Here is a 21,997-nt window from a genome sequence, read left to right as displayed (position 1 = left end):
GCGTCAGGGATCGAAGGGCCTCTGTGCCCGCTAAAGCTGCGGTTTTCAAGCCCAATTAAGGGCTTGCGCCCGGACGGATTCTAGGCCGAGGCCGCGCGGCGGAGCTCGCCGTGGCGCTCGCGGAACAGCTTGTCCTCCCAGGCCAGGGCATGGGCGGCGATGGTCTCCAGATCCTCGTATTGCGGCTTCCAGTCGAGCAGGCCGCGGATGCGGCTGGTGTCGGCGACCATGGTCATGATGTCGCCGGGCCGGCGCGGGGCGTATTGCACGGCGAAGCTGCGACCGGACACCCTGCGGACGGCATCGATGGTTTCGAGCACGGAATAGCCGCGGCCATAGCCGCAATTCAGCGTGGTCGAGGCGCCGCCATCGCGCAGATAAGCCAGCGCCGAGCGATGCGCCTGCGACAGGTCCGTGACGTGGATGAAGTCGCGAATGCAGCTGCCATCCGGGGTCGGATAGTCGGTGCCGAAGACGTCGATCTTGGCGCGCTGGCCGGTCGCGGCCTCCACTGCGATCTTGAGCAGATGCGTGGCGCCGACGGTGGCGAGGCCTATACGCGCCTGCGGGTCGGCGCCTGCGACGTTGAAATAGCGCAGCGCCACGTACTGCATGCCGTAGGCGGCGGCGACGTCGTGCAGCATGATCTCGGTCATCAGCTTGGACGAACCATAGGGCGAGAGCGGCCGGGTGGGCGCGTGCTCGGGCACCGGCACCTGGTCCGGGTTGCCATAGACGGCAGCGGTCGAGGAGAAGATGAAGCGGCCGATGCCGCGCTTGACGGCGACGTTGAGCAGGTTGCGCGCGGTCGTGAAATTGTTGTGGTAGTAGCCGAGCGGATCGCGCATCGAATCCGGCACGACCACGGAGCCCGCAAAATGGATGATGCTCTCGATGTCGTGCTGGGCGATCACGCCTTCGAGCAGGTTCTCGTCGCCGGCATCGCCGATGAACAGCGGCACGCCTTCGGGCAGATACGCGGAGAAACCCGTGGAGAGATCGTCGATCACGACGACGTCCTCGCCGGCTTCCGCCAGCGTCAGGACCGTGTGACTTCCGATATAGCCGGCGCCGCCGGTGACTAGCACAGTCATGATCTCACCCGTCCTCGATCAACGTGCCAAGTTAACGTTTGCGCGGTGAAGAGGGGGTTTCGGCGCCGCTGAACTGGTCACTATGCTTAATGTTGCGTATAGGGGCTCACCGAACGGAGCATGACGTGGCAAATTTCCCAGCCGATCTGCAAGTGATCGTGCCAAATCTGCACAGGCGCTATTCCGGGGTCACCGCGACCAACCGGATGGTGGCGCCGCGGCTGGCGAAACTCTATCGCTCGGCCTGGTTTGGCTCGGACGCTCCGGAGGGGATTGCGCGATTGGGCGTCGCCGATCTCCTGAAACTATGGGGGCGCAAGATGCCGTTGATCTGGCATGCGCGCCGCAACAACGAGATGATCGCGGGCGTCCTGCTGCGGACCCTGGGCTGGCCGCTGAAACTGGTCTTCACCTCGGCAGGGCAGCGGCGTCACACCTGGATCACGCGCTGGCTGATCCGCCGCATGGACGCGATCATCGCGACATCGGACGTCTCGGCCTCGTTCCTCAAAGTCGAAGCGAAGGTGATCCCGCATGGCGTCGACACCGACGTCTATGCGCCGCCATCGGATCGCGCAGCCGCCTTCGCGGAAAGCGGCTTGCCCGGCCGTTACGCCATCGGCTGTTTCGGCCGCGTGCGCGCGCAGAAGGGCACCGATGTGTTCGTCGAGGCGATGTGCCGCCTCTTGCCGCGCCATCCCGAATTTACGGCCGTGATCGTCGGCCAGGTCACGGCCGAACAGGCGCCCTTTGCGAACGACCTGAAGAAGCGCATCGAAGCGGCTGGCCTGCAATCGCGCATCGTCATCACCGGCGAGCTTGCGATCGAAGACGTGCAGCGCTGGTATCAGCGGCTGACGATCTACGCCTTCACCTCGCGCAACGAAGGATTCGGCCTGACGCTGATCGAGGCGATGGCATCAGGCAGCGCGCTGGTCGCCGCGCGTGCCGGTGCTGCCGAGCTCGTGGTCGAGGATGGGTTAAGCGGCGTGCTGATCCCGACCGGCGACGCCGATGCGCTGGTCGCCGCGCTCGAACCGCTGATGCGTGACGTGGCTGCCGCGACCGCGATGGGCGAGCGCGGGCGGGCGCGGGTGCTGGAAAAGTTCAGCCTCGATGCCGAGGCGGCCCGGATCGGCGAGGTCTATCGGCCGTTGCTTTGAGCCGCTTTTCCCAAGCGTGAAAACAACCCCATGCACAGTAGCCGGTGCAAGCAAAACCAATGGCTTGTCGGGCGCGTGCGGCCGGAATGCGGATTTTGCGAATTTCGCTTGTTCCGTCGGGCAAAACAGGTGTAGATTGGCATCTTCCAAGAATAGCGGACGAGCTTCCGCTGGCGCTCTCGCGCTCCTTCCCCTCGGGCATGCCTAGTGCTTGATCTGCGTCTGCGAATGCCGAGCTGCAAGTCTTGGCGCGGCATGCGGCGCCGGGCGAAGCCTGCGCTCGTAAGTGTCGGCAAGATCGAGCAGGCGCTTTCGGGTGAACGGGTCCGCCTTCGCCGCAAGCTCGCGAATGTCTTGAGCGCGTTCCTTGATGAAGTCTTCGTCCATTGGCTTTTCCCCCGAAGGTGAGAGAATGCCAATTCTTCCGATGCGTGTATCCAACATAAGTTGGGTTGGGCACGACCCCTGCAAAAGCCGCCGATCCGTTCTGCGCGGATTTTCCTTTCGGTGACGAAGGTTCTTTTTTGACCTGAACGAGGTCGCCTACTCATAAACGGGGCACGGCTGGGGGATGTCTGCTCACACTCCAGTAGCGGCGCAAAACCGGACATCGCCGGACTTCGCCTGTGGGCCACTTTGAGCCATTCCGGTCGACGGACATTTCGTTGCGGTTGGGATCACAGCCGACATTCACTGGCCGTCAGGACCGAAGTGCCCGAGCGGAAGAGGCGCATCAGCTTTGAGGGATTGAATGGCGATGTTGCTGCGCGCGTCGCGAACGATTGGCAACTCCAGAAGTTTGCCGACAAGAAATTGCTGATAGCGCTCCATGTCGGGCACCACGACTTCCAAGACATAGTCAGCCTCGCCTGCCACGAGATGGCATCCGACCACCTCGGGCATAGCGGTTACGGCGTGCTCGAAGTCGAGGGCACGATCGTTGGCGTGGCGATCGATCTTCACGGCGAGGAAGACCGTGAGGCCAAGACCGACGCGGTTGCGATGTAGCACGGCGCGATATCCGGCGATGACACCTTCGTCAGCCAATCGTCGCACCCGGCGCAGGCACGGAGACGCGGAAAGTCCGACGCGGTTAGCCAACTCAATGTTGGTCAGTCGCGCATCCGCCTGCAGTTCGGCAATAATGCGGCGATCGATCTCGTCCAGCTCTGGATTTGGCATAGGTGCTCACTTCTTCGATCCTGTGGGGCGATTTATTGCGCGATCTGGCCCTCTCATAGCCTAATTCGCAAAGACGTGCCCGGGGATCATGAGACATAGTTTGTGCAGTCAATGAATGGAGCTGCCTCATGCCAACCGACGCCGCCGTTGTTCGCTACCTGAACCCGCCCGCTCTCGAACGGCCGCCTGGCTACTCCCACGTGGTCGACGTGCGCGGCGGCCGTCTGATCTTCATTGCCGGACAGGCCGGTGTTGACGCTACCGGCGCGATTGTTGGAGGTGACGACATAGAGGCACAGGCTGAGCAGGCATTCCGCAATCTCTCGGCTGCGCTGGAGAGCGCTGGTTGCGCCGCCTCGAATTTGGTGAAGCTGACGGTCTTCGTCCGCGACATGGACAGGTTGGCGGACTACAGGCGGGCACGCGATCGCTTCTTCAACTCGGTGACGCCGGCCGTCGCATCCGCGGTCACCCTGGTTGAGGTTTCGCACCTCTATTTGGAGAGCTTGCTGATTGAGATCGAAGCAGTGGCGGCCGCATAGGTTCAAGGAAGCCGGTCGCGAACGGAACAACTGCGGACGACATCGCGGCCTTGCAGGTCTTCAGCAGGCTGTGGCTCCGCCCTGATGAGTCCGCGTCCTGGTCAGCCCGCCACCTCAGCCAGCACCCTCTCCGCAATCGCCGCCACCTCTTCGGCCGCGATGTCCCGCATACACCTGTGGTCGTTCATTTTGCAGATCGTGCTCTGGCAGGGCTGGCACGAGAGCACGCTCTTGTCCTGCACCACGGTTGCGGCGAGGCCGTTGAGGGGAGCCCAGAGGTAGGGGCTGGTCGGGCCGAAGATGCCCATGGTGGGCGTGCCCAGCGCGGCCGCGATGTGCATCAGGCCTGAGTCGTTCGAGATCGCGACGCCGGCCGCGGCCATGGCCAGCACGCCGTTGCGCAAATCATTGCCGGTGAGGTCCCGCACCCCTGGGCCGCCAGCGGCCCCGGGGCCTCCCGCCGCGACGATTTCCTGCGCGAGGCCTTTTTCCGCGGGGCCGCCGACCACCCAGACCTCCAGTCCGCGCTCGATCAGCAACCGGGCGGCCTCCGGATAGTAGGTCCAGCGTTTGGAGACCCCGACGGAGCCGGGGGCGAGCGCGACGGCGGCGCCCGCGCTGAGGCCGTTGGCCTGGCGCCAGCGGGCGATCTCCTCGGGCGAGACCCGCAATTGCGGCACCGGCCATTCCGGCGGCAACGGGGCGCCGTCCGGCAGGCCGAGGGCGGCATTCTCGTCGATGAAACGGGGAAGCTTGCTCTCGCCCCAGCGCCATTGGTTGATCAGCCCGAACCTGATCTCGCCGACCCAGCCGACCCTTTCGGGAATACCGGCCAGCGTCGGCGCAATGGCTGCCTTCCAGGTGCGGGGCAGCACCAGGGCCGTGCCGTAGTTCCGCTCGCGCAGGAGCTTTGCCAGGCCGAACTGGCGGCGTACCGCCAGGCGACTGCGGGGCAGGTCCCAAACGATGCCTTGGCGCACGCCGGGCATGTAGTCGACCAGAGGGGCGCAAAGGGTCGTGGTGAGCAGATCGACCGGCCGGTTCGGCCAGCGCTCTTTCAGCACCCGGACCACGGTGTGATTCCGGACGAAATCGCCGATCCACATATAGGGGACGATGAGAATCGGGCGGGTGTCGCTCCGCTCGTCGTTCCCGCCAAATTGCGAATCAATATTCATCAGTTAATGGGGCCGCAAACGCTCTTGATGTGGTGGTTCGGTTAGCCGCTCCGGGCCGGCAGGTAAAGCCGGCAGAAGCGAGTCCAAAGCGTCTGCCCAAAATGCTTACACTTTGGCGGATGATGCGCTACGGCAGGTATCGGGCCGTCAAAATCAGGCAGGGATGTTGGAATGTTGCTGGTGACCGGCGGGGCCGGTTTTATCGGATCGAATGTCGTCGCCGCGCTGAACCTGGCGGGGCGCAGCGATGTCGTGGTCTGCGACCTCTTGGGCAGCGACGGCAAATGGCGCAATCTCGCCAAGCGCCAGCTTGTGGATATCGTTCCGCCGGCGGAACTGCCAGGATGGTTGAAGGGCCGCAAGCTCGATGCCGTGATCCATCTCGGGGCGATTTCCGAGACCACCGCGACCGACGGCGATCTCGTGATAGAGACCAATTTTCGCTTTTCGACGCGCCTGCTCGACTGGTGTACGGCGAACAAGGTGCCGCTGATCTACGCCTCGTCGGCTGCGACCTATGGCGACGGCGCCGAGGGTTTTGACGATGATGCATCGCTACCGGCGCTGAAGAGGCTGCGGCCGATGAATCTCTACGGCTGGAGCAAGCAGCTGTTCGATCTCGCGGTCGCCGAGCGCGTCGCGAACGGCGCTTCGATGCCGCCGCAATGGGCTGGACTGAAATTCTTCAACGTGTTCGGTCCGAACGAATACCACAAGGGCACGATGATGAGCGTGCTGGCGCGCCGCTTCGATGACGTCAAGGCGGGCCGCGTCGTGCAGCTGTTCAAGTCGCATCGCGACGGCATCGCCGACGGCGATCAGCGCCGCGATTTCATCTATGTCGACGATGTCGTGCGCGTCATCATGTGGCTGCTCGCGACGCCTGCGGTGTCGGGGCTGTTCAACGTCGGCACCGGCAAGGCGCGCAGCTTCAGGGATCTGATGCTCGCGACCTACGCCGCGCTCGGGACCCGGCCGAACATCGACTATATCGACATGCCCGAGCAGATTCGCGGCAGCTATCAGTATTTCACCGAGAGCAAGGTCGATCGGCTCTGCCGTGCCGGCTATAACGGCGGCTTCACCCCGCTCGAAGACGCGGTGAAGGCCTATGTCGGGGATTATCTCGACCGGCCCGACCGTTTCCGCTGAGGCCCATCACCATGCCGACGCCCATCCTCGATTTTGATGCCCTGGCGCACGATATTGCGCGCCGCACGGTGCTCTGCATCGGCGACATCATGCTGGACGAGTTCGTCTACGGCGAGGTGTCGCGGATCTCGCCGGAAGCGCCGACACCCGTCATCGCGGCCCAGCGCAGCGAGATCCACATCGGCGGCGCCGGCAATGTCGCGCGCAACGTCGCTGCGCTTGGCGCGCGCTGCATCTTCGTCGGCCTCGTCGGCGAGGATGAGGCCGGCAAGCGGCTCGCCGCCGCGCTGGCAGACCATGCCGGCATCGAAAGCGCGCTGGTGCGCGATCCGTCGCGGCCGACCACGCGAAAAGTCCGTTTCGTCTCCGAGCATTTTTCCACGCATATGCTGCGCGCGGATTGGGAGCAGGCGGTCGCCGCCTCCGAAGAGGTCGAGACCAGGCTGATCGAAGCGATCCTGCCGCAGATCGCCCGCGCCGATATCGTGCTGCTCTCCGACTATGCCAAGGGCGTGCTCACCGCACGCGTGATCCGCCACACCATCGACGCCGCGCGCAATCTCGGCAAGCGCGTGATCGTCGATCCCAAGAGCCTGAACTGGGCGATCTATCGCGGCGCCACACTGCTCACGCCCAACCGCAAGGAATTCTCGGAGGCCACCCGCAGCCGCGCCGACACGCCGCAGAGCATCGTCGATGCCAGCGAGGACGTGATGCGGCTTGCCGATTGCGAGGCGATCCTGGTGACGCAGGGCGAGCACGGCATGACGTTGGTCCCGCGCAGCAACGAAGCCGTTCACGTGCCGGCTTTCCCGGTGAAGGTGCGCGACGTGTCCGGCGCCGGGGACACCGTGGCCGCCGCGCTCGCGGTTTCGCTCGCGGCGGAGGCGGACTGGGACACGGCGCTGCGCGTGGCGAGCGCGGCCGCTGCGGTCGCGGTCGGCAAGCAGGGCACCGCCAGCGTGAGCGCCGACGAACTGCGGCGAAAGATCCTGCCGCATGCCACGCTCGCAGCCGAGGAGAAGGTGGTGAGCGCGCCCGACACGCTGGACGCCCGGCTCGCCGAATGGAAGGGGCAGGGGCTGCGCGTCGGCTTCACCAACGGCTGCTTCGACATCCTGCATCCCGGCCACGTCAAGGTGCTGACCGCGGCGCGCGCCGCCTGCGACCGCCTGATCGTGGGGCTGAACAGCGACGCCTCGGTGCGGCGGCTCAAGGGCGAGGAGCGTCCGGTGCAAGACGAGCGCGCGCGTGCAGAGGTGCTGGCGGCGCTCGAAGCGGTCGATCTCGTGGTCATCTTCGAACAGGACACGCCGATCGACCTGATCAGGCGGATCGCACCAAGCGTGCTGGTGAAGGGCGGCGACTACACCCGCGAGCAGGTGGTCGGCCACGAGGTCGTCGAGGCCGCCGGCGGAACCGTCGTGCTGGTCGACATCCTCCAGGGTTTCAGCACCACCGCGCTGGTGCATCGTGCGCGGGGAGGCGCCAAGTGATCGCGCCGACGGAAAAAACGACCGCCCCGATGCTGTGGCGGCGTCTCCGCAGTCCGGCAGCGTGGAGCGAGACGGCCGACCTGTTCGCGATTCTCACGGTGGTCTCGCTGCCGTGGTCGACGTCGCTCACGGCGATCTTCAACGTCCTGTTCCTGGTCTGCCTGGTGCCGTTTCTCGACTGGACGGCATTCCTGCGATCGCTGACACGCCCGATCTGCGCGGCGCCGATCGCGCTGGTTCTGCTGGCGCTGGTGGGAACGCTGTGGTCGGACGCGGCGTGGGGGGCGCGTCTCTATGCGCTCAATCCGACGGTCAAGCTGCTGGTGCTGCCGGTGCTGCTCTATCATTTCGAGCGTTCGCCGCGCGGGCGCTGGATCTTCATCGCCTTCCTGGTCTCCTGTGCCCTGCTGTCGGTGATGTCGTGGCTGGTCGCCTTCTATCCCGATTTGACGCTCCGGCACGACCAGCTCGAGCGCGGCATCTTCGTCAAGAACTACATCGACCAGAGCCAGGAATTCACGCTTTGCGCGGTCGCGCTCGCTTATCCGATCGTGCTGCTGCTGCGCCAGAAGCGCCACTGGCTTGCCGGATTGCTGACCGCACTGGCCCTGAGCTTCTTCGTCAACATGGCCTTCGTGGTGGTATCGCGCACCGCGCTGGTCACCATTCCGATCATGTTCGGCGTGTTCGCGCTGCTTCATTTGAGGTGGCGCAGCATCGCGCTGATCTCGATCGCCCTGGTCGCCGGGGCGGCGGTCGCCTGGCAGGCCTCGCCGCAATTGCGCAGGACCGCTGACACCTTTGTCAGCGACTACACCCGCTACAAGGAGAAGGGCGAGCCGACCTCGATTGGCCTGAGGCTCGAATTCTGGCGAAAATCCCTCGGCTTCTTCGCGGAGGCCCCGATCAAGGGGCACGGGACCGGTTCGACGCGCGGCCTGTTCGAGCAGGTCGCAACCCCGAGCGGCCAATACCTGGCGTCCGCCGAGGTGATCGGGAATCCGCATAACCAGACGCTGAACGTCGCCGTGCAATGGGGCGTCATCGGCATCGTCGTTCTCTACGCGATCTGGATCCTGCATTTGTTGTTGTTCCGCGGCGACGGACTGGCCTATTGGATCGGGCTGCTGGTGGTGGTGCAGAACATCTTCACCTCGCTGTTCAACTCCCATCTGTTCGATTTCCACGAGGGCTGGATGTACGTCATCGGCGTCGGGGTCGCCGGCGGCATGGTGATCCGGGCACAAGGAAAGGCGGCGAAGGTGGGGCAAGCCGGTTCCTGAACGGTCGCGCGGCCGGCAACCTCCGACTGGCAACTCTTGTTGCTAGAAAGTCTTGCCGAGATGGGCTATCAGCGCGGTCAGGTTGCACCCATCGGGATATTCATCGGTCGTCGGATGACGCGTCTTTCGCATCTCACATTGCGCAATTTTCTGATTGCACTCCACGACCTGCTGGCGACCACGGCGGCGCTGTTTGCGGCTTTCTACCTGCGTTTCGAGGGCGGCGAGGGCTTCTACGACCGTTTGCCGCTGCTGTTTCAGATCCTGCCCTATTTCCTCGCCTTCAGCGTGGTCGTGTTCTTCATCTTCAACCTGACCACGACGAAATGGCGGTTCATATCGCTGCCCGACGCGCTGAACATCATCCGCGTCGCGAGCGTGCTGACGGTTGCGCTGCTGGTGCTCGACTACGTCTTCGTCGCTCCCAACGTTCGCGGCGCCTTTTTCCTCGGCAAGGTGACGATCGTCCTCTACTGGTTCCTGGAGATCACCTCCCTCAGCGCGTTGCGTATGGCCTACCGCTATTTCCGCTACACGCGGGTGCGGCGCCATGCCCGCACCCAGGATGCCGCGCCGACGCTGCTGATCGGCCGCGCGGCCGATGCCGAGGTGCTTCTGCGCGGCATCGAGAGTGGCGCCATCAAGCGAATCTGGCCGGTCGGCGTGCTGTCGCCGTCGGGTTCCGATCGCGGCCAGTTCATCCGCAACGTGCCGGTGCTGGGCGACATTGACGACATCGAGGACATCGTCGCCGACTTCGCCAAGCGCAGCAAGCCGATCGCGCGCGTGGTGATGACGCCGTCGGCGTTCGAGCCGGAGGCCCATCCGGAATCGATCCTGATGCGCGCGCGCAAACTGGGTGTGATCGTCAACCGCATGCCCTCGCTGGAGAGCGGCGACGCGCCGCGGCTGACCGCGGTCGCGGTCGAGGATCTGCTGCTGCGGCCCAGCGAAAAGATCGACTATGCGCGCCTCGAGGGCTTGATCCGGGGCAAGGCCGTGATCGTCACCGGTGGCGGCGGATCGATCGGCTCGGAGATCTGCGAGCGCGTGGTCGCCTTCGGTGCCGCGCGCCTGCTGATCCTGGAGAATTCGGAGCCGGCGCTCTACGCGGTCACCGAGGCACTCGCTGCGCAGGACGCGGGGGCCACGATCGAAGGGCGGATCGCCGACATTCGCGATCGCGAGCGCGTCATGCGCCTGATGGCCGAGTTCAAGCCTGATATCGTGTTCCACGCGGCCGCGCTGAAGCACGTGCCGATCCTCGAGCGGGACTGGAGCGAGGGCGTCAAGACCAACATCTTCGGCTCGATCAACGTGGCCGACGCGGCGCTTGCCGCCGGCGCCGAAGCCATGGTGATGATCTCGACCGACAAGGCGATCGAGCCGGTGTCGATGCTCGGCCTCACCAAGCGTTTTGCCGAAATGTACTGCCAGGCGCTCGACCATGATCTTGCGACGGGCGGCGGCGCCAAGCCGCCGATGCGCCTGATCTCGGTCCGGTTCGGCAATGTGCTGGCCTCGAACGGCTCGGTGGTGCCGAAGTTCAAGGCCCAGATCGAGGCCGGCGGCCCGGTGACGGTGACCCATCCCGACATGGTCCGCTACTTCATGACCATCCGCGAGGCCTGCGATCTCGTCATCACCGCGGCAACGCATGCGCTCGGCACAGCGCGCGCGGACGTGTCGGTCTACGTCCTCAACATGGGGCAGCCGGTGAAGATCGTCGATCTCGCCGAACGCATGATCCGTCTCTCCGGCCTGCAGCCCGGCTACGACATCGAGATCGTGTTCACCGGCATGCGGCCGGGCGAGCGCCTGCACGAGATCCTGTTCGCCTCCGAAGAGCCGACCCGCGAGATCGGTGTCGCCGGCATCATGGCCGCACAGCCGAACGAGCCGCCGATGCAGACCCTGCGCAAGTGGATCGCGGCGCTCGACCAGGCGATCGCACGCGACGATCGGGCAACGATCAAGACCATCCTGAAGGATGCGGTCCCCGAATTCGGGTCGACCGCGGCCTGACGATGCAGCCGCAGGACAAGATCGCTGGCAAGATCGTCGTCGCGAGTCAGCACTATCCGCCGGATCCGAGCACGACCGCGGCCATCATGGCCGAGATCGCCTGCCGCCTTGTCACCGAGCACGATGTCGTCGTGCTCTCGGGCTCGCCCGGCGCGCTGCCGGGCTCACAGACCGGCCCGGGCAAACCGCGCGTCATCACCGTCAGGAACCGGATGGCGGGGAAGGCGGCGCTGGTCCGGCGCGGCCTGTCCGAGCTGCTGTTCGTGCTGCGCATCTTCATCGCGCTGTTGCGGCAGTTGCGGCGTGGCGACGTCGTCCTCACCGTCACCGCGCCGTTCATGCTGCCTTATGTGGTCGCGGCGGCTGCGTGGCTCAAAGGCGCGCGCTCGGCGCTGATCCTGCACGACCTCTTTCCCGACGTGCTGGTGATGGCCGGCCTGTTGAAGCCGCACTCGATCGTGACGGGCGCGATGCGCGCCGCCAACGGCCTGATGTTCCGCGCGCTCAATGCCGTCATCACCATCGGCCGCGATGCGGAAGCGCCGCTGCTCGGCTATTCCGGCATGACGCGGAGCAAGATCCGCTTCATCCCCAACTGGGCGACGCTCGTGCCCGCGGCGCGGCCGGTGACATCGGACAATCCGTTCCGCGAGCGGCTTAGGGCGCGCTTCATCGTCGGGCTATCAGGCAATCTCGGCTTCACCCATGATCCCGACATCGTGTTCGAGGCGGCGCGCCTGCTGAGGGATGAACCGGATATCGGCTTCCTGCTCTCGGGCTGGGGCATCGGCTTCGAACGGCTGAAGCAATTGCAGGCCGAAGCCAACCTGCCCAACGTCGCCTTCGTGGCGCGGGTCGAGGATGCGGAGCTCGAGGCATTCCTGGCTGCGGCCGACCTCTGGATTATTCCCTACCGGAAGGACGTGGCGGGGGTGTCGGTGCCCAGCCGTTTCTATAATCTGCTGGCGGTCGGCCGCCCGGTCGTGCTGGTTTCGGAGCCTGAGGCCGAGGCCGCCCTGACGGTGGTCGAGAGCGGGCTCGGCTGGGTGGTGACACCGGGCCGGGCCGATCAGCTCGCAGAAGCGATCCGGGCGGCGTCCCGTTCCGATGACGACGCCATGGCCGCGCGGGCGGTGAAGGCGGCCGCGAGGTTCGATCGCAGCGTTGCGATGAATGCCTATGCGGGCGTGATCAACGAGCTGTTGCGCAACCCTGTTCTTTCGGAGCAACCATGAGCGCGCGAAAACCGGTCGTGTTGGTAACGGGGGCGAGCGGCTTCGTCGGCCGCCACGTTGCGCCGACGCTCGCGGGCGAAGGTTGGTCGGTCCGGCGCGCGGTCCGCAGGCCGGGGGGCATGGACAACGAGGTCGTGATCAAATCGATCGGCCCCGATACCGATTGGACGGCCGCGCTGAACGGCGTCGATGCCGTCGTTCACCTCGCCGCCCGCGTGCATCACAAGTACGAGGAGCACGCGGTCCAGCTCTACCGCAACGTCAACATCGCCGGCACGCTGCACCTGGCACGCTCCGCCGCGATGGCGGGCGTGCGCCACTTCATCTTCATCAGCACCGTTCTCGTCCATGGCCGGAGCAACGAGGGCCGGGCCCCGTTCAGCGAGGACGACATCCTGACGCCGCGCGGCCTCTATGGCATGTCCAAGGCCGCGGCCGAGGCGGGCTTGAGGACGCTGGCGCGCGACAGCAACATGAAGATCTCGGTGATCAGGCCGCCGCTGGTCTACGGCGCGGGTGCCAAGGGCAATTTCGCGTTGCTGTCCCGCGCGGTGAATTTGGGACTGCCGCTGCCCTTTGCCGCGATCCACAACCATCGTGCCTTCCTGGCCGTGCAGAACCTCTCGTCCTTCATCCAGCGCCGGCTCGCGCAAGGCGACCACGCGAGCAATTTCGAGATATTCCTGGTGGCCGACCGGGAGCAGGTCTCGACGCCGGAATTTGTCGAGCGTCTGGCGAGGGCGTCCGGCAAGAGTCCCCGTCTGTTCGGGATGTCGCCGAAGCTGCTGAGCTCCCTGCTCGTCATGCTCGGTCGGCAGGAAACGCATGACAGTCTGATCGGCTCGCTCGAGCTCGACGTCTCCAAGGCGATCGCAACGGGATGGCAGCCAGCGGTGTCGCTCGACGAGGGCTTGCAGCTGGCGCTGGCGGCTCAGGACGCCTGAGGGCGGGAGAACCGCCGCAGCACGACAGCGACGGCGATCGCGCCGGCGAGCAGGGCGAGCAGCGTGACCGTCGTCGAGCCGGCGTGAACGCTGAGGATGGCCAGCGCCGCCAGCAAGAGATTGAGCACGAACGCCTCGCCGATCACGCGCGGGACGCTGAAGCCGTTATCGGTCGCGCGCTGGTAGAAGTGCGAGCGGTGCGCCGACCAGAATTGTTCGCGCCGTGCGATCCGGCGGAACAGCGTGATGGTGGAATCCGCGAGGTAGTAGGCCGGCAGCAGCAGCGCCGCGGCCGGTTGTCCCTGCCAGGCAAGCTCAAGCAGGCACCAGCCGAGCAGAAGGCCGATCGGCAGGCTGCCGACATCGCCGAGAAAGACTTTTGCGACCGGTTTGTTGAACGGCGCAAAGCCGAGCATTGCGCCGCAGAGTGCCGCTGCGAGCAGTACGGCCGGCCAGGACAAGTCCCCGAGCAGTCCGAGCAGCAACAGTGCGGCGCTGATTGGCACCATTTCGGCGACCGTCATCAGGTCCAGCCCGTCCATGAAGTTGACGAGGTTCACGAACCAGACACCGGCGAGCACGATCAGGCCGCGCTCCAGCGCCAGCGGCAGGGCAGGCACGATGCGCGCAGCGTCAGGCGCGGTGAACACGACAGCGCCGACGCAAGCGGCCTGCAGCACGAGCCGCACCAGCACCGGCAGCGAGACTATGTCGTCGGCGAACCCGACCAGCGCGATGATGATAGTTGCAATCACCAGCGCCGGCGGGATGGCAACGTTCGCCCATACCGCCCATCCGGAAGCGACGACGAGCGTCGCCGCGATCACCGCGATGCCCGCGCCTTGCGGGGTGGGGATACGATGCGAGGAACGCGCATTCGGCCGCGCCAATGCGTAGCGCTGCAGCAGGGGGCGGCTGATCCAGGTGATGAGCGCCGAGATCAGCGCGGCGATCGCGACGGCAAGCAGCGACGGCGCGATTGGAAGCGCGTTCACTCCGGGACCCCGAGCTGCGCCGAGCCCTGTGCGGCCTTCTCCGCGCTGAGGATCCAGACCAGGCCGCCGACGGCCCCGACGATGAAGAAAACCGCGCCGAATAGCAGGGAGACGTTGACGCCTTCGTTTGCGGCCAACCCGGCGAAGCCGAAGGCCAGGCCCATGCTCGCCTCGCGCACGCCCCAGCCGGCGATCGAGATCGGCATCAGCGTGATCAGCATCACGGGCGGCACCAGCAGGAAGACCTGCGCGAAGCTGACGGGCGCATCGATCGACTTCACCACGCACCAGGCGATGACGACCGCGAGCACGTGAACCAGCAGCGACAGGATTGCGAGCATCGGTCCACGCCCGGGATTGAAGATCACGCGGTTGGCGATCACGGCGCAGGCGTGGAGGTGGTGAGTGGCCCACCACGTCTTCAGCCACCGCCACTTCAGCGCGCCGAAGATCAAGAAGCCGATGCCGCCCGCGAGTGCAGCGAAGTCGACGAGCAGCAGCGCCGAGCGGCCGCTGGAATCGGTGATGAGCTGATAGCTCCAGGGCAGGCTTGCGACGATCAGGACGGCGAGCGCGACGAGGCCGATCGCGCGATCGACGAAGATCGAATAGGTCGCCGCGCGCCACCCGGCGCCGGCACGCGCGACCAGCCACAGCCGGACCGCGTCGCCACCGATCGCGGACGGCAGGGTCTGGTTGAAGAAGGAACCGATCACGTTATAGCGCATGGCGCGGCCGAGCTCGAGCGGCGCTCCGCATGCGGCGCTGACCTCGCGCCACCGCAACACGCCGACGAAGATCTGCAGGAACGCCACCGCGATCGCCACGCCGATCCAGAACAGGCTGGTGGCCGTGAAGCGCGAGACCAGCTCGGTCAGGTCGACCTTGCGCAGCGCCAGATAGAGCAGCGCCGCAGAGATCAGGATTTTAGCCGTCGACAGCAGGATTCTGCGCATCTCGCCCGCATTGAACTGGGTTGGCGTAGGTTGAAGTTCACCCGACGCCGGGCGCCGAATTCGGCCGCTTTGGTATGGTTTTGGCGCCGATCTTGCAATAGCGCTGATGAAAATGGGCGCTGATGAAAAGGGCGCTGATGAAAGGGCGCCCATGGAAGCGGTTGTGAACGTCTGAGGGCTATTGCGCCCCCTCGATACCGGCTAAACTGGCCGCGGCGGGTCGGGCTTGGTGATCGCTTGGGAACAGGATGACGGATCAGGCGATTTTGGTCACGGGGGCGGCCGGTTTCATCGGCTTTCATGTTGCCCGCCAGCTGCTGGCGGAGGGGCGGGCGGTGGTCGGCCTCGACAATCTGAACAGCTATTACGATCCAGCGTTGAAACGGGCGCGTCTGGGGCTGCTCGGGAACGAGTCCCGCTTCTCCTTCGTGCAGGCTGATCTCGCCGACCGCGAGACGATGGCTGCGCTGTTTGCACGGCATCGCTTTGCGGAGGTCGTGCATCTCGCCGCCCAGGCCGGCGTGCGCTATTCGATCGAGCATCCGCAGAGTTACGTCGAATCCAATCTGCAGGGCTTTCTCAACGTGCTCGAAGGCTGCCGCAACAACGGCTGTCGTCATCTCGTCTACGCCTCGTCATCGTCCGTTTATGGTGCCAACACGAAACTGCCATTTTCCGAGCGGGACCGGACCGATCATCCCGTCAGCTTCTACGCCGCGAGCAAGAAGGCGAACGAGGTGATGGCGCAGTCCTACAGCCATCTGTACCGGCTGCCGGTGACGGGCTTGCGGTTTTTTACCATCTACGGTCCCTGGGGACGGCCTGATATGGCCATGTTTCTGTTCGTAAACGCCATCATGGCTGGCAAGCCGATCCGGCTTTTCAACCATGGCAGGATGCGCCGCGACTTCACCTATATCGACGACGTCACCCGTGTCGTATCCAAACTGATCGATCTCGTTCCTGTGGACGATCCGGCTGCCGCAAATGCGCCGTCTAAAGTCTACAATGTCGGAAATCACCGCCCCGAAGAGCTGATGCATGTCGTCGAGCTTCTGGAGCGGGAGCTGGGTCGGACGGCGATCAAAGAATTGCTGCCGATGCAGGCTGGAGATGTGGTGGAAACGTTCGCGGATGTCGAGGATTTGATGCGCGACACCGGCTTTGCACCGTCAACGCCGATCGAGCGCGGGGTCCACAATTTTGTCACCTGGTACCGCGACCACTACAAGGTTTGAAACGAAGATGGACAAACGCATTATCCCCCTGATCATGTGCGGCGGCGCCGGCACGCGGTTGTGGCCGGCTTCGCGTGAGGTGCGCCCGAAGCAGTTCCTGCCGCTGTTCGGGTCGCGCTCGACCTTCCAGGACGCGCTCTTGCGCGTCTCCGACGCCGCGCTGTTCGACCGCCCTGTCGTCATCACCAACGCCGCCTACCGCTTCATGGTGTTGGAGCAACTCGCCGAGATCGGTATCGAGGCCGACGTGATCCTCGAGCCGATGCGCCGCGACTCCGGTCCTGCGATCGGCGCTGGCGCGGCGTTTGCGCAAGCCCGCAGGAGTGAAGCGATCGTGCTCGCGCTCGCCGCCGACCACGTGGTCCGGGACAACGCCGCCTTCGTCGCGGCCTGCCGCGAAGGCCTCGCGGCCGCGAGCAAGGAACGCATCGTCACCTTCGGCGTCAAGCCGGAGCGGCCGGCGACGGAATACGGCTATATCAGCCCGGGCGAGGTGATATCAGGCGAGGTTCACGCCGTGGCGCGCTTCGTCGAGAAGCCGGATGCGGTGAAGGCCGCGGATTACGTCAATTCGGGCTATCTCTGGAACAGCGGCAACTTCATGTTTCCGGCCGCCTTGCTGCTCGACGAATATCGCAGGGTGGACGCGGCGAGCGTGGAGGCGGTGTCCAATGCGGTGACCAGCGCGGGGCGCGATCTCGGCTTCGTCACGCTGGAGCCTGAGGCGTTCGGCGCGGCCAAGGCGATCTCGATCGACTACGCCGTGATGGAAAAGACTTCGCGCGCGGCTGTCGTGCCGGTGTCCTGCGGTTGGTCCGACGTCGGCTCCTGGCGCGCGGTGTGGGAATTGTCCGACAAGGACGCGCAAGGCAATGCGGCGCACGGCGCCGCCGTGTTCGAGAATTCGCGCAACTGCAACGTCACGACCGATCACGCGCTGGTCGCGCTCGAAGGCGTCGACGATCTCGTCGTGGTCGCGACCGCGGATGCGGTTCTGGTCTCGCGCCAGCAGGATGCCGACGGCCTGAAGCGTCTCGTGACCAAGCTGAAGGCGGTCGCGCCCAAGGTCACCGAGGAGCATCTGAAGGTGCATCGCCCCTGGGGCAGCTACCAGTCGGTCGACAATGGCGAGCGCCACCAGGTCAAGCGCATCGTGGTGAAACCCGGCGGGCGATTGTCGTTGCAGAAGCACCACCACCGTGCCGAGCACTGGATCGTGGTCCGAGGTGCTGCGCGTGTCACCGTGAACGAGATCGTGAAGACCGTGCACGAGAACGAATCCATCTACATCCCGATGGGCGCGGTGCACCGGATGGAGAACCCCGGCAAGATCATGCTGGAACTGATCGAGGTCCAGACCGGATCCTATCTCGGGGAAGACGACATCATCCGGATTGAAGACGACTATCAAAGGTCGTAACCAGCAAACTCCGAATCACGCGATCCGGGCTCCAAAAACCCGCTTCTGGCGGCTAAGGCCCGGAGAACGTGTAATTTTTTGAATCAAATCGTGTCCGGTCAGTCAGGCCGACATTCGCCACATCTGTGGCACCCGTGCTAGAAGCGCCCGGGGATTTGCGTTGAATCGGGGTTCGATCAGATGAGTTCCATGGGATCACAGCCGGCAAGGGCCGGCTTGCGCGTCGGTGTGATCGGCGCCGGCGTGATGGGCAGCAACCACGCGCGCGTGCTGAGCGGCCTGCCCGGCGTCAGCCTGGTCGGCGTGGTCGATCCTTCGCCGGCTCATCGCGCGCGCGCGACCGAGCTTGCCGGATGCAACAGCTTTGAGACGCTCGACCAGCTCCTTGCCGAGGGCGTCGAAGCCGTCACCATCGCGGCGCCGACCCATCTGCACCACGAGGTCGCGCTCGCCTGTATCGCCAAAAATATCCACGTGCTGGTCGAGAAGCCGATCGCCTCGACGGTGGAAGAGGGCCGCGACATCGTCGCCGCCGCGCAAAAGGCCGGCGTCACGCTCATGGTCGGCCATGTCGAGCGCTTCAATCCGGCGGTCGCCGCCGTGAAGCAGGCGATCGCGGGCGAGGACATTCTCTCGATCGCGATCACGCGCGTCGGTCCGTTCCCCCCGCGCATGTCCAATGTCGGCGTCGTCATTGATCTGGCCGTGCACGACATCGACCTGATCCGCTGGTTCACCGAATCCGACATCGTCGACGTGCAGCCGCAGCTGTCGAGCGCGGTCGCCGAACGCGAGGACATCGCGCTGCTGCAATTCCGCACCGCCAGCGGTGTGCTCGCGCACATCAACACCAACTGGCTGACGCCGTTCAAGGCGCGCAGCGTCACGGTCGCGACCCGCGGCAAATACGTGATGGGCGATCTCCTGACGCGCCAGGTCACCGAATGCTTCGGCTTCAAGCCCGACGGCAGCTATTCGATGCGGCACCTGCCGGTCGGCCATGACGAGCCGCTGCGGGCCGAGCTGATCGCCTTCCTCAAGGCCGTGCGTAACGGCGAGACGCCGGCGGTCACCGGCGACGAGGGCGTCGCCAGCCTCGAGATCGCGACGCAATGCCTCGAGGCGCCCTCACGGCCCGCGGCCACATCGCCCGCCAGCAAGGCGCCGCGCCGCGTCGCCGGCTAAAACCCTTTCCATGTCGATCATTGAAGAAGGCGCCATGAACCAGCATCTTCGTTCCGAACCCATTCCCTTCATCGACGTCGCCTCGCAGCGCGTCCGGCTCGGCGCCTCGCTCGATGCAGCCGTCAAGCGCGTGATGGACCATTGCCAGTTCGTCAATGGCCCCGAGGTTTTCGAGCTTGAAAAGCAGCTTGCGGCCTATTGCGGCGCCAAGCATGTCGTCAGCTGCTCCAACGGCACCGATGCGCTTCTGATGGTGCTGATGGCGAAAAATGTCGGGCCAGGCGATGCCGTGCTGTGTCCCTCCTTCACCTTCATTGCGACTGCATCGCCGGCGGCACGCACCGGCGCGACGCCTGTGTATGTCGACGTCGACGAGACGACCTTCAACATGAGCCCGGAATCGCTCAGGCGCGGCATTGCGGCCGCGCGCAAGGCCGGATTGAGGCCGGTCGCGGTGATTCCGGTCGATCTGTTCGGCCAGCCCGCCGACCACGATGCCATCGCCGAGATCGCTGCGGACGAAGGCCTGTTCATCATCGATGACGCCGCGCAAGGTTTCGGCGCCAGCTACAAGGGTCGCAAGCTCGGCACCTTCGGGCTCGCCACCACGACCAGCTTCTTTCCCGCAAAGCCGCTCGGTTGCTTCGGCGACGGCGGTGCGATTCTGACCGATGACGACGAGCTCGCAGCGACGCTGCGCAGCATCCGCGTGCACGGGCAGGGCGTCGACAAATACGACAATGTCCGCCTCGGCCTGACCGGCCGGCTCGACACCATGCAGGCCGCGATCCTGATCGAGAAGCTGAAGATTTTCGACGACGAGATCGCCGCCCGCAACAAGGTCGCGGAGCGTTACGCACGCGGTCTGTCCAACGTGGTCACGGTGCCGCGCCTCAGCCCCGGCAATACCTCGGTCTGGGCGCAGTACACGATCCGCTTGCCCAAAGGCACCGACCGCGACGGCTTCGCCGCGGCGCTGAAGGCCCAGGGCGTGCCGACCGCGGTCTATTACGGCAAGTCGATGCATCAGCAGTCCGCCTACAAGCAATATCCAATCGCCGAGGGTGGCCTGCCTATTTGCGAGACCCTGTCGCAGGACGTCATCAGCCTGCCGATGCACGCTTATTTGACCGAAGCCGATCAGGAGCGGGTCATCGCCGCCGTCCGCGGCGCGCTCGCGGGGTGAGTTTGGTTCGCTCTCCCGCTTGCGGAGAGGTCGGATCCCGCAAGCGATCCGGGTGAGGGTTCTCTCCTCTGGGGGGATCTTCGTCGTCGAGACACCCTCTCCCCAACCCTCCCCCGCAAGCGGGGGAGGGAGCAAACCTCCGCCGTGGTTGGCACCTAGACCTAATCGCGCCATGCTCTAAAACAGACGCATGCTCGGACGCATCTTCACCGTTGGTGGTTACACGCTGCTCTCGCGGCTGACGGGATTTGCCCGCGACATCATGCTCGCGGCCATCCTCGGCGCGGGTCCGGTGGCCGATGCCTTTTTCGTGGCGCTGCGGCTGCCCAATCATTTCCGCGCGATCTTTGCCGAGGGCGCCTTCAACGCCGCCTGGGTGCCGGCCTATGCCCACGTCCATGGCGAGCGCGGGGAGGGGGCGGCACGGCTGTTCGCCGATCGCATCTTCACGCTGCTGCTGGCCTCCCAAGTGGTGCTGCTGATCGTCGCGTGGTTGTTCATGCCGCAGGCCATGAGCATTTTGGCGCCGGGCTTTAGTGAGGATGCCGAGCAGCGCAAGCTCGCGATCGAGCTGACCCGGATCACCTTTCCCTATCTGCTGCTGATCACGCTGGTGACGCTCTACGGCGGCATGCTCAACGTGATGCAGCGCTTTGCCAGCGCGGCTGCCGCGTCGATCTTCCTCAACGCCGCGATGATGATGACGCTGGCGCTTGCCGCCTGGTTTCCGACCGCGGGCCACGCCGCGGCCTGGGGCGTGCTGATCTCGGGCTTCCTGCAGTATTTCCTGCTCGCCGGCGATCTCGCGCGTCATGGCGGCCTGCCGCGCTTTGCGCCGCTCAAGCTCGACGAGGATGTCCGCGCTTTCTTTGGGGCGCTCGGGCCGGCGACGCTGGGCTCGATGGGCACGCAGGTCGCATTGTTCGCCGACACCATCATCGCGACCTTCCTGCCCGCGGGCGCACTGTCGGCGCTATATTATGCCGACCGTCTCAATCAATTGCCGATCGGCGTGATCGGCATCGCCATCGGCACGGTGCTGCTCCCGGAGATGTCGAAACGGATCACCGCCAACGACCATGACGGCGCGATGAAGGCGCAGCGCCGCGCCTTCGATTTCACGCTGCTGTTCTCGATCCCCTTCGTGGCCGCCTTCCTCACCGTGCCCGACGAGATCATGCGCGCGCTGTTCGCCCGCGGCGCGTTCTCCAAGGCCGATGCGGTTGCCGCCGGGGGCACGCTCGCGGCCTACGCCATCGGCCTGATCCCCTTCGTGCTGATCCGCAGCGCGGTCGCGACCTTCTATGCCCGCAAGGATACCGCGACGCCGGTTCGCGCGTCGCTGACCGGCATCGCCGTCAACGTCGCTCTGAAAGTTGCCTTGATGGGCTCGCTCGCCCAGATCGGCCTCGCGCTGGCAACCGCCGTCGGCGTCTGGACCAATCTGCTGCTGGTGCTGTTCTTCGCCGTGCGGCGCGGCTTTCTCGTGCTCGATCGCGCCTGGCTGATGTCGCTCGGCAAATTCCTGCTGACCGGGATCGTGCTCGCCGCCGCCTTTTGGCTGATCGCGCGCGTCAGCGGGGCGTCGCTCGGCGCGATGCGCTTCCACGATGAGGTGACGCTGGTGCTGCTCGCCATCGGGGGCACGATCGTCTATGCCCTCGCCATCCTCGTGCTGTTCGGCCGTAGTTGGCTGGTCTCGCTGGTGCGCGGCTAGTCGCGA

General features: G+C 65.3%; 19 protein-coding genes. 13 read left to right on the top strand and 6 right to left on the bottom strand.

What is annotated here, in order from left to right; all coding sequences use genetic code 11:
• Positions 1 to 80 precede the first annotated feature (80 nt).
• A complete protein-coding gene (gene galE / locus ACVW16_RS07090; protein ID WP_456704603.1) occupies positions 81 to 1,094 on the bottom strand; it encodes a UDP-glucose 4-epimerase GalE in 1,014 nt (337 codons plus the stop codon).
• A gap of 125 nt (positions 1,095 to 1,219) precedes the next feature.
• On the opposite strand from galE, the gene ACVW16_RS07085 reads away from it, so the two are divergent.
• Positions 1,220 to 2,257, top strand: a complete 1,038-nt coding sequence (locus tag ACVW16_RS07085; RefSeq protein WP_456735717.1) for a glycosyltransferase family 4 protein — start codon at positions 1,220 to 1,222, stop codon at positions 2,255 to 2,257.
• Positions 2,258 to 2,461: 204 nt separating this feature from the next.
• On the opposite strand, the gene ACVW16_RS07080 is transcribed toward ACVW16_RS07085, so the two are convergent.
• Together ACVW16_RS07080 and ACVW16_RS07075 are read right to left on the bottom strand one after the other, a co-directional pair.
• Positions 2,462 to 2,644, bottom strand: coding sequence for a hypothetical protein (locus tag ACVW16_RS07080; protein WP_456704601.1), 183 nt, complete (start codon positions 2,642 to 2,644; stop codon positions 2,462 to 2,464).
• 303 nt (positions 2,645 to 2,947) lie between these two features.
• Entirely contained in the window at positions 2,948 to 3,439 is a 492-nt protein-coding gene (locus ACVW16_RS07075; RefSeq protein WP_456704600.1) for an Lrp/AsnC family transcriptional regulator, read from the bottom strand.
• A gap of 128 nt (positions 3,440 to 3,567) precedes the next feature.
• On the opposite strand from ACVW16_RS07075, the gene ACVW16_RS07070 reads away from it, so the two are divergent.
• On the top strand, positions 3,568 to 3,981 hold the full coding sequence (locus ACVW16_RS07070) for a RidA family protein (protein ID WP_456735716.1): 414 nt from the start codon (positions 3,568 to 3,570) through the stop codon (positions 3,979 to 3,981).
• A gap of 101 nt (positions 3,982 to 4,082) precedes the next feature.
• On the opposite strand, the gene waaF is transcribed toward ACVW16_RS07070, so the two are convergent.
• On the bottom strand, positions 4,083 to 5,159 hold the full coding sequence (waaF, locus tag ACVW16_RS07065; RefSeq protein WP_456735715.1) for a lipopolysaccharide heptosyltransferase II: 1,077 nt from the start codon (positions 5,157 to 5,159) through the stop codon (positions 4,083 to 4,085).
• A 171-nt stretch (positions 5,160 to 5,330) separates the two neighbouring features.
• Between waaF and rfaD the strand changes: the two genes are divergently transcribed.
• From rfaD to ACVW16_RS07035, 6 genes are all read left to right on the top strand, one after another.
• On the top strand, positions 5,331 to 6,311 hold the full coding sequence (rfaD, locus tag ACVW16_RS07060) for an ADP-glyceromanno-heptose 6-epimerase (protein ID WP_456704597.1): 981 nt from the start codon (positions 5,331 to 5,333) through the stop codon (positions 6,309 to 6,311).
• 11 nt (positions 6,312 to 6,322) lie between these two features.
• On the top strand, positions 6,323 to 7,807 hold the full coding sequence (gene rfaE1, locus ACVW16_RS07055) for a D-glycero-beta-D-manno-heptose-7-phosphate kinase (protein WP_456704596.1): 1,485 nt from the start codon (positions 6,323 to 6,325) through the stop codon (positions 7,805 to 7,807).
• Positions 7,808 to 7,836: 29 nt separating this feature from the next.
• Positions 7,837 to 9,090, top strand: coding sequence for an O-antigen ligase family protein (locus ACVW16_RS07050; RefSeq protein WP_456705332.1), 1,254 nt, complete (start codon positions 7,837 to 7,839; stop codon positions 9,088 to 9,090).
• Between the two features lie 114 nt (positions 9,091 to 9,204).
• The gene (locus ACVW16_RS07045) at positions 9,205 to 11,115 is read left to right on the top strand and encodes an SDR family NAD(P)-dependent oxidoreductase (RefSeq protein ID WP_456704595.1); all 1,911 of its coding nucleotides are present in this window, start codon (positions 9,205 to 9,207) and stop codon (positions 11,113 to 11,115) included.
• A gap of 2 nt (positions 11,116 to 11,117) precedes the next feature.
• On the top strand, positions 11,118 to 12,350 hold the full coding sequence (locus ACVW16_RS07040; RefSeq protein ID WP_456735714.1) for a glycosyltransferase family 4 protein: 1,233 nt from the start codon (positions 11,118 to 11,120) through the stop codon (positions 12,348 to 12,350).
• Positions 12,347 to 13,294 carry an NAD-dependent epimerase/dehydratase family protein gene (locus ACVW16_RS07035; protein ID WP_456735713.1) on the top strand — a complete coding sequence of 316 codons (948 nt, stop codon included), beginning with the start codon at positions 12,347 to 12,349 and terminating at the stop codon, positions 13,292 to 13,294. The genes ACVW16_RS07040 and ACVW16_RS07035 overlap by 4 nt, the downstream gene beginning before the upstream one ends.
• Here ACVW16_RS07035 and ACVW16_RS07030 read toward each other — a convergent pair.
• Both ACVW16_RS07030 and ACVW16_RS07025 read right to left on the bottom strand, forming a co-directional pair.
• Positions 13,282 to 14,289 (bottom strand): MraY family glycosyltransferase, encoded by a 1,008-nt coding sequence (locus ACVW16_RS07030; protein ID WP_456735712.1) that lies wholly within the window; start codon positions 14,287 to 14,289, stop codon positions 13,282 to 13,284. The genes ACVW16_RS07035 and ACVW16_RS07030 overlap by 13 nt on opposite strands.
• On the bottom strand, positions 14,286 to 15,245 hold the full coding sequence (locus ACVW16_RS07025) for a lysylphosphatidylglycerol synthase transmembrane domain-containing protein (RefSeq protein WP_456704591.1): 960 nt from the start codon (positions 15,243 to 15,245) through the stop codon (positions 14,286 to 14,288). Before ACVW16_RS07025 ends, ACVW16_RS07030 begins: the two co-directional genes overlap by 4 nt.
• Before the next feature lie 248 nt (positions 15,246 to 15,493).
• Here ACVW16_RS07025 and ACVW16_RS07020 point away from each other — a divergent pair, with 248 nt between their 5' ends.
• The 5 genes from ACVW16_RS07020 to murJ all read left to right on the top strand — a co-directional run bounded on the left by ACVW16_RS07020 (position 15,494) and on the right by murJ (position 21,991).
• Positions 15,494 to 16,483 carry an NAD-dependent epimerase gene (locus ACVW16_RS07020; protein ID WP_456735711.1) on the top strand — a complete coding sequence of 330 codons (990 nt, stop codon included), beginning with the start codon at positions 15,494 to 15,496 and terminating at the stop codon, positions 16,481 to 16,483.
• 7 nt (positions 16,484 to 16,490) lie between these two features.
• A complete protein-coding gene (locus ACVW16_RS07015; protein WP_456735710.1) occupies positions 16,491 to 17,903 on the top strand; it encodes a mannose-1-phosphate guanylyltransferase/mannose-6-phosphate isomerase in 1,413 nt (470 codons plus the stop codon).
• Positions 17,904 to 18,083: 180 nt separating this feature from the next.
• On the top strand, positions 18,084 to 19,088 hold the full coding sequence (locus tag ACVW16_RS07010) for a Gfo/Idh/MocA family oxidoreductase (RefSeq protein ID WP_456704588.1): 1,005 nt from the start codon (positions 18,084 to 18,086) through the stop codon (positions 19,086 to 19,088).
• A 34-nt stretch (positions 19,089 to 19,122) separates the two neighbouring features.
• Positions 19,123 to 20,274: a DegT/DnrJ/EryC1/StrS family aminotransferase gene (locus tag ACVW16_RS07005; RefSeq protein ID WP_456735709.1), complete on the top strand. Its 1,152-nt coding sequence runs from the start codon at positions 19,123 to 19,125 to the stop codon at positions 20,272 to 20,274.
• Positions 20,275 to 20,464: 190 nt separating this feature from the next.
• A complete protein-coding gene (murJ, locus tag ACVW16_RS07000) occupies positions 20,465 to 21,991 on the top strand; it encodes a murein biosynthesis integral membrane protein MurJ (RefSeq protein WP_456704586.1) in 1,527 nt (508 codons plus the stop codon).
• The last annotated feature ends 6 nt before the right edge of the window (positions 21,992 to 21,997 follow it).

This window comes from Bradyrhizobium sp. USDA 4474 (genome assembly GCF_054057515.1).
Note: the sequence above shows the minus strand (reverse complement) of the source record. Positions and strands in the feature narration are given on the sequence as shown.

What these genes read in the sequence shown, in the direction of transcription:
- galE (WP_456704603.1), bottom strand. Translation starts at nt 1,094, where the DNA reads ATGACTGTGCTAGTCACCGGCGGCGCCGGCTATATCGGAAGTCACACG.
- ACVW16_RS07080 (WP_456704601.1), bottom strand. Translation starts at nt 2,644, where the DNA reads ATGGACGAAGACTTCATCAAGGAACGCGCTCAAGACATTCGCGAGCTT.
- ACVW16_RS07075 (WP_456704600.1), bottom strand. Translation starts at nt 3,439, where the DNA reads ATGCCAAATCCAGAGCTGGACGAGATCGATCGCCGCATTATTGCCGAA.
- ACVW16_RS07070 (WP_456735716.1), top strand. Translation starts at nt 3,568, where the DNA reads ATGCCAACCGACGCCGCCGTTGTTCGCTACCTGAACCCGCCCGCTCTC.
- waaF (WP_456735715.1), bottom strand. Translation starts at nt 5,159, where the DNA reads ATGAATATTGATTCGCAATTTGGCGGGAACGACGAGCGGAGCGACACC.
- rfaD (WP_456704597.1), top strand. Translation starts at nt 5,331, where the DNA reads ATGTTGCTGGTGACCGGCGGGGCCGGTTTTATCGGATCGAATGTCGTC.
- rfaE1 (WP_456704596.1), top strand. Translation starts at nt 6,323, where the DNA reads ATGCCGACGCCCATCCTCGATTTTGATGCCCTGGCGCACGATATTGCG.
- ACVW16_RS07050 (WP_456705332.1), top strand. Translation starts at nt 7,837, where the DNA reads ATGCTGTGGCGGCGTCTCCGCAGTCCGGCAGCGTGGAGCGAGACGGCC.
- ACVW16_RS07045 (WP_456704595.1), top strand. Translation starts at nt 9,205, where the DNA reads ATGACGCGTCTTTCGCATCTCACATTGCGCAATTTTCTGATTGCACTC.
- ACVW16_RS07040 (WP_456735714.1), top strand. Translation starts at nt 11,118, where the DNA reads ATGCAGCCGCAGGACAAGATCGCTGGCAAGATCGTCGTCGCGAGTCAG.
- ACVW16_RS07035 (WP_456735713.1), top strand. Translation starts at nt 12,347, where the DNA reads ATGAGCGCGCGAAAACCGGTCGTGTTGGTAACGGGGGCGAGCGGCTTC.
- ACVW16_RS07025 (WP_456704591.1), bottom strand. Translation starts at nt 15,245, where the DNA reads ATGCGCAGAATCCTGCTGTCGACGGCTAAAATCCTGATCTCTGCGGCG.
- ACVW16_RS07020 (WP_456735711.1), top strand. Translation starts at nt 15,494, where the DNA reads ATGACGGATCAGGCGATTTTGGTCACGGGGGCGGCCGGTTTCATCGGC.
- ACVW16_RS07015 (WP_456735710.1), top strand. Translation starts at nt 16,491, where the DNA reads ATGGACAAACGCATTATCCCCCTGATCATGTGCGGCGGCGCCGGCACG.
- ACVW16_RS07010 (WP_456704588.1), top strand. Translation starts at nt 18,084, where the DNA reads ATGAGTTCCATGGGATCACAGCCGGCAAGGGCCGGCTTGCGCGTCGGT.
- ACVW16_RS07005 (WP_456735709.1), top strand. Translation starts at nt 19,123, where the DNA reads ATGAACCAGCATCTTCGTTCCGAACCCATTCCCTTCATCGACGTCGCC.
- murJ (WP_456704586.1), top strand. Translation starts at nt 20,465, where the DNA reads ATGCTCGGACGCATCTTCACCGTTGGTGGTTACACGCTGCTCTCGCGG.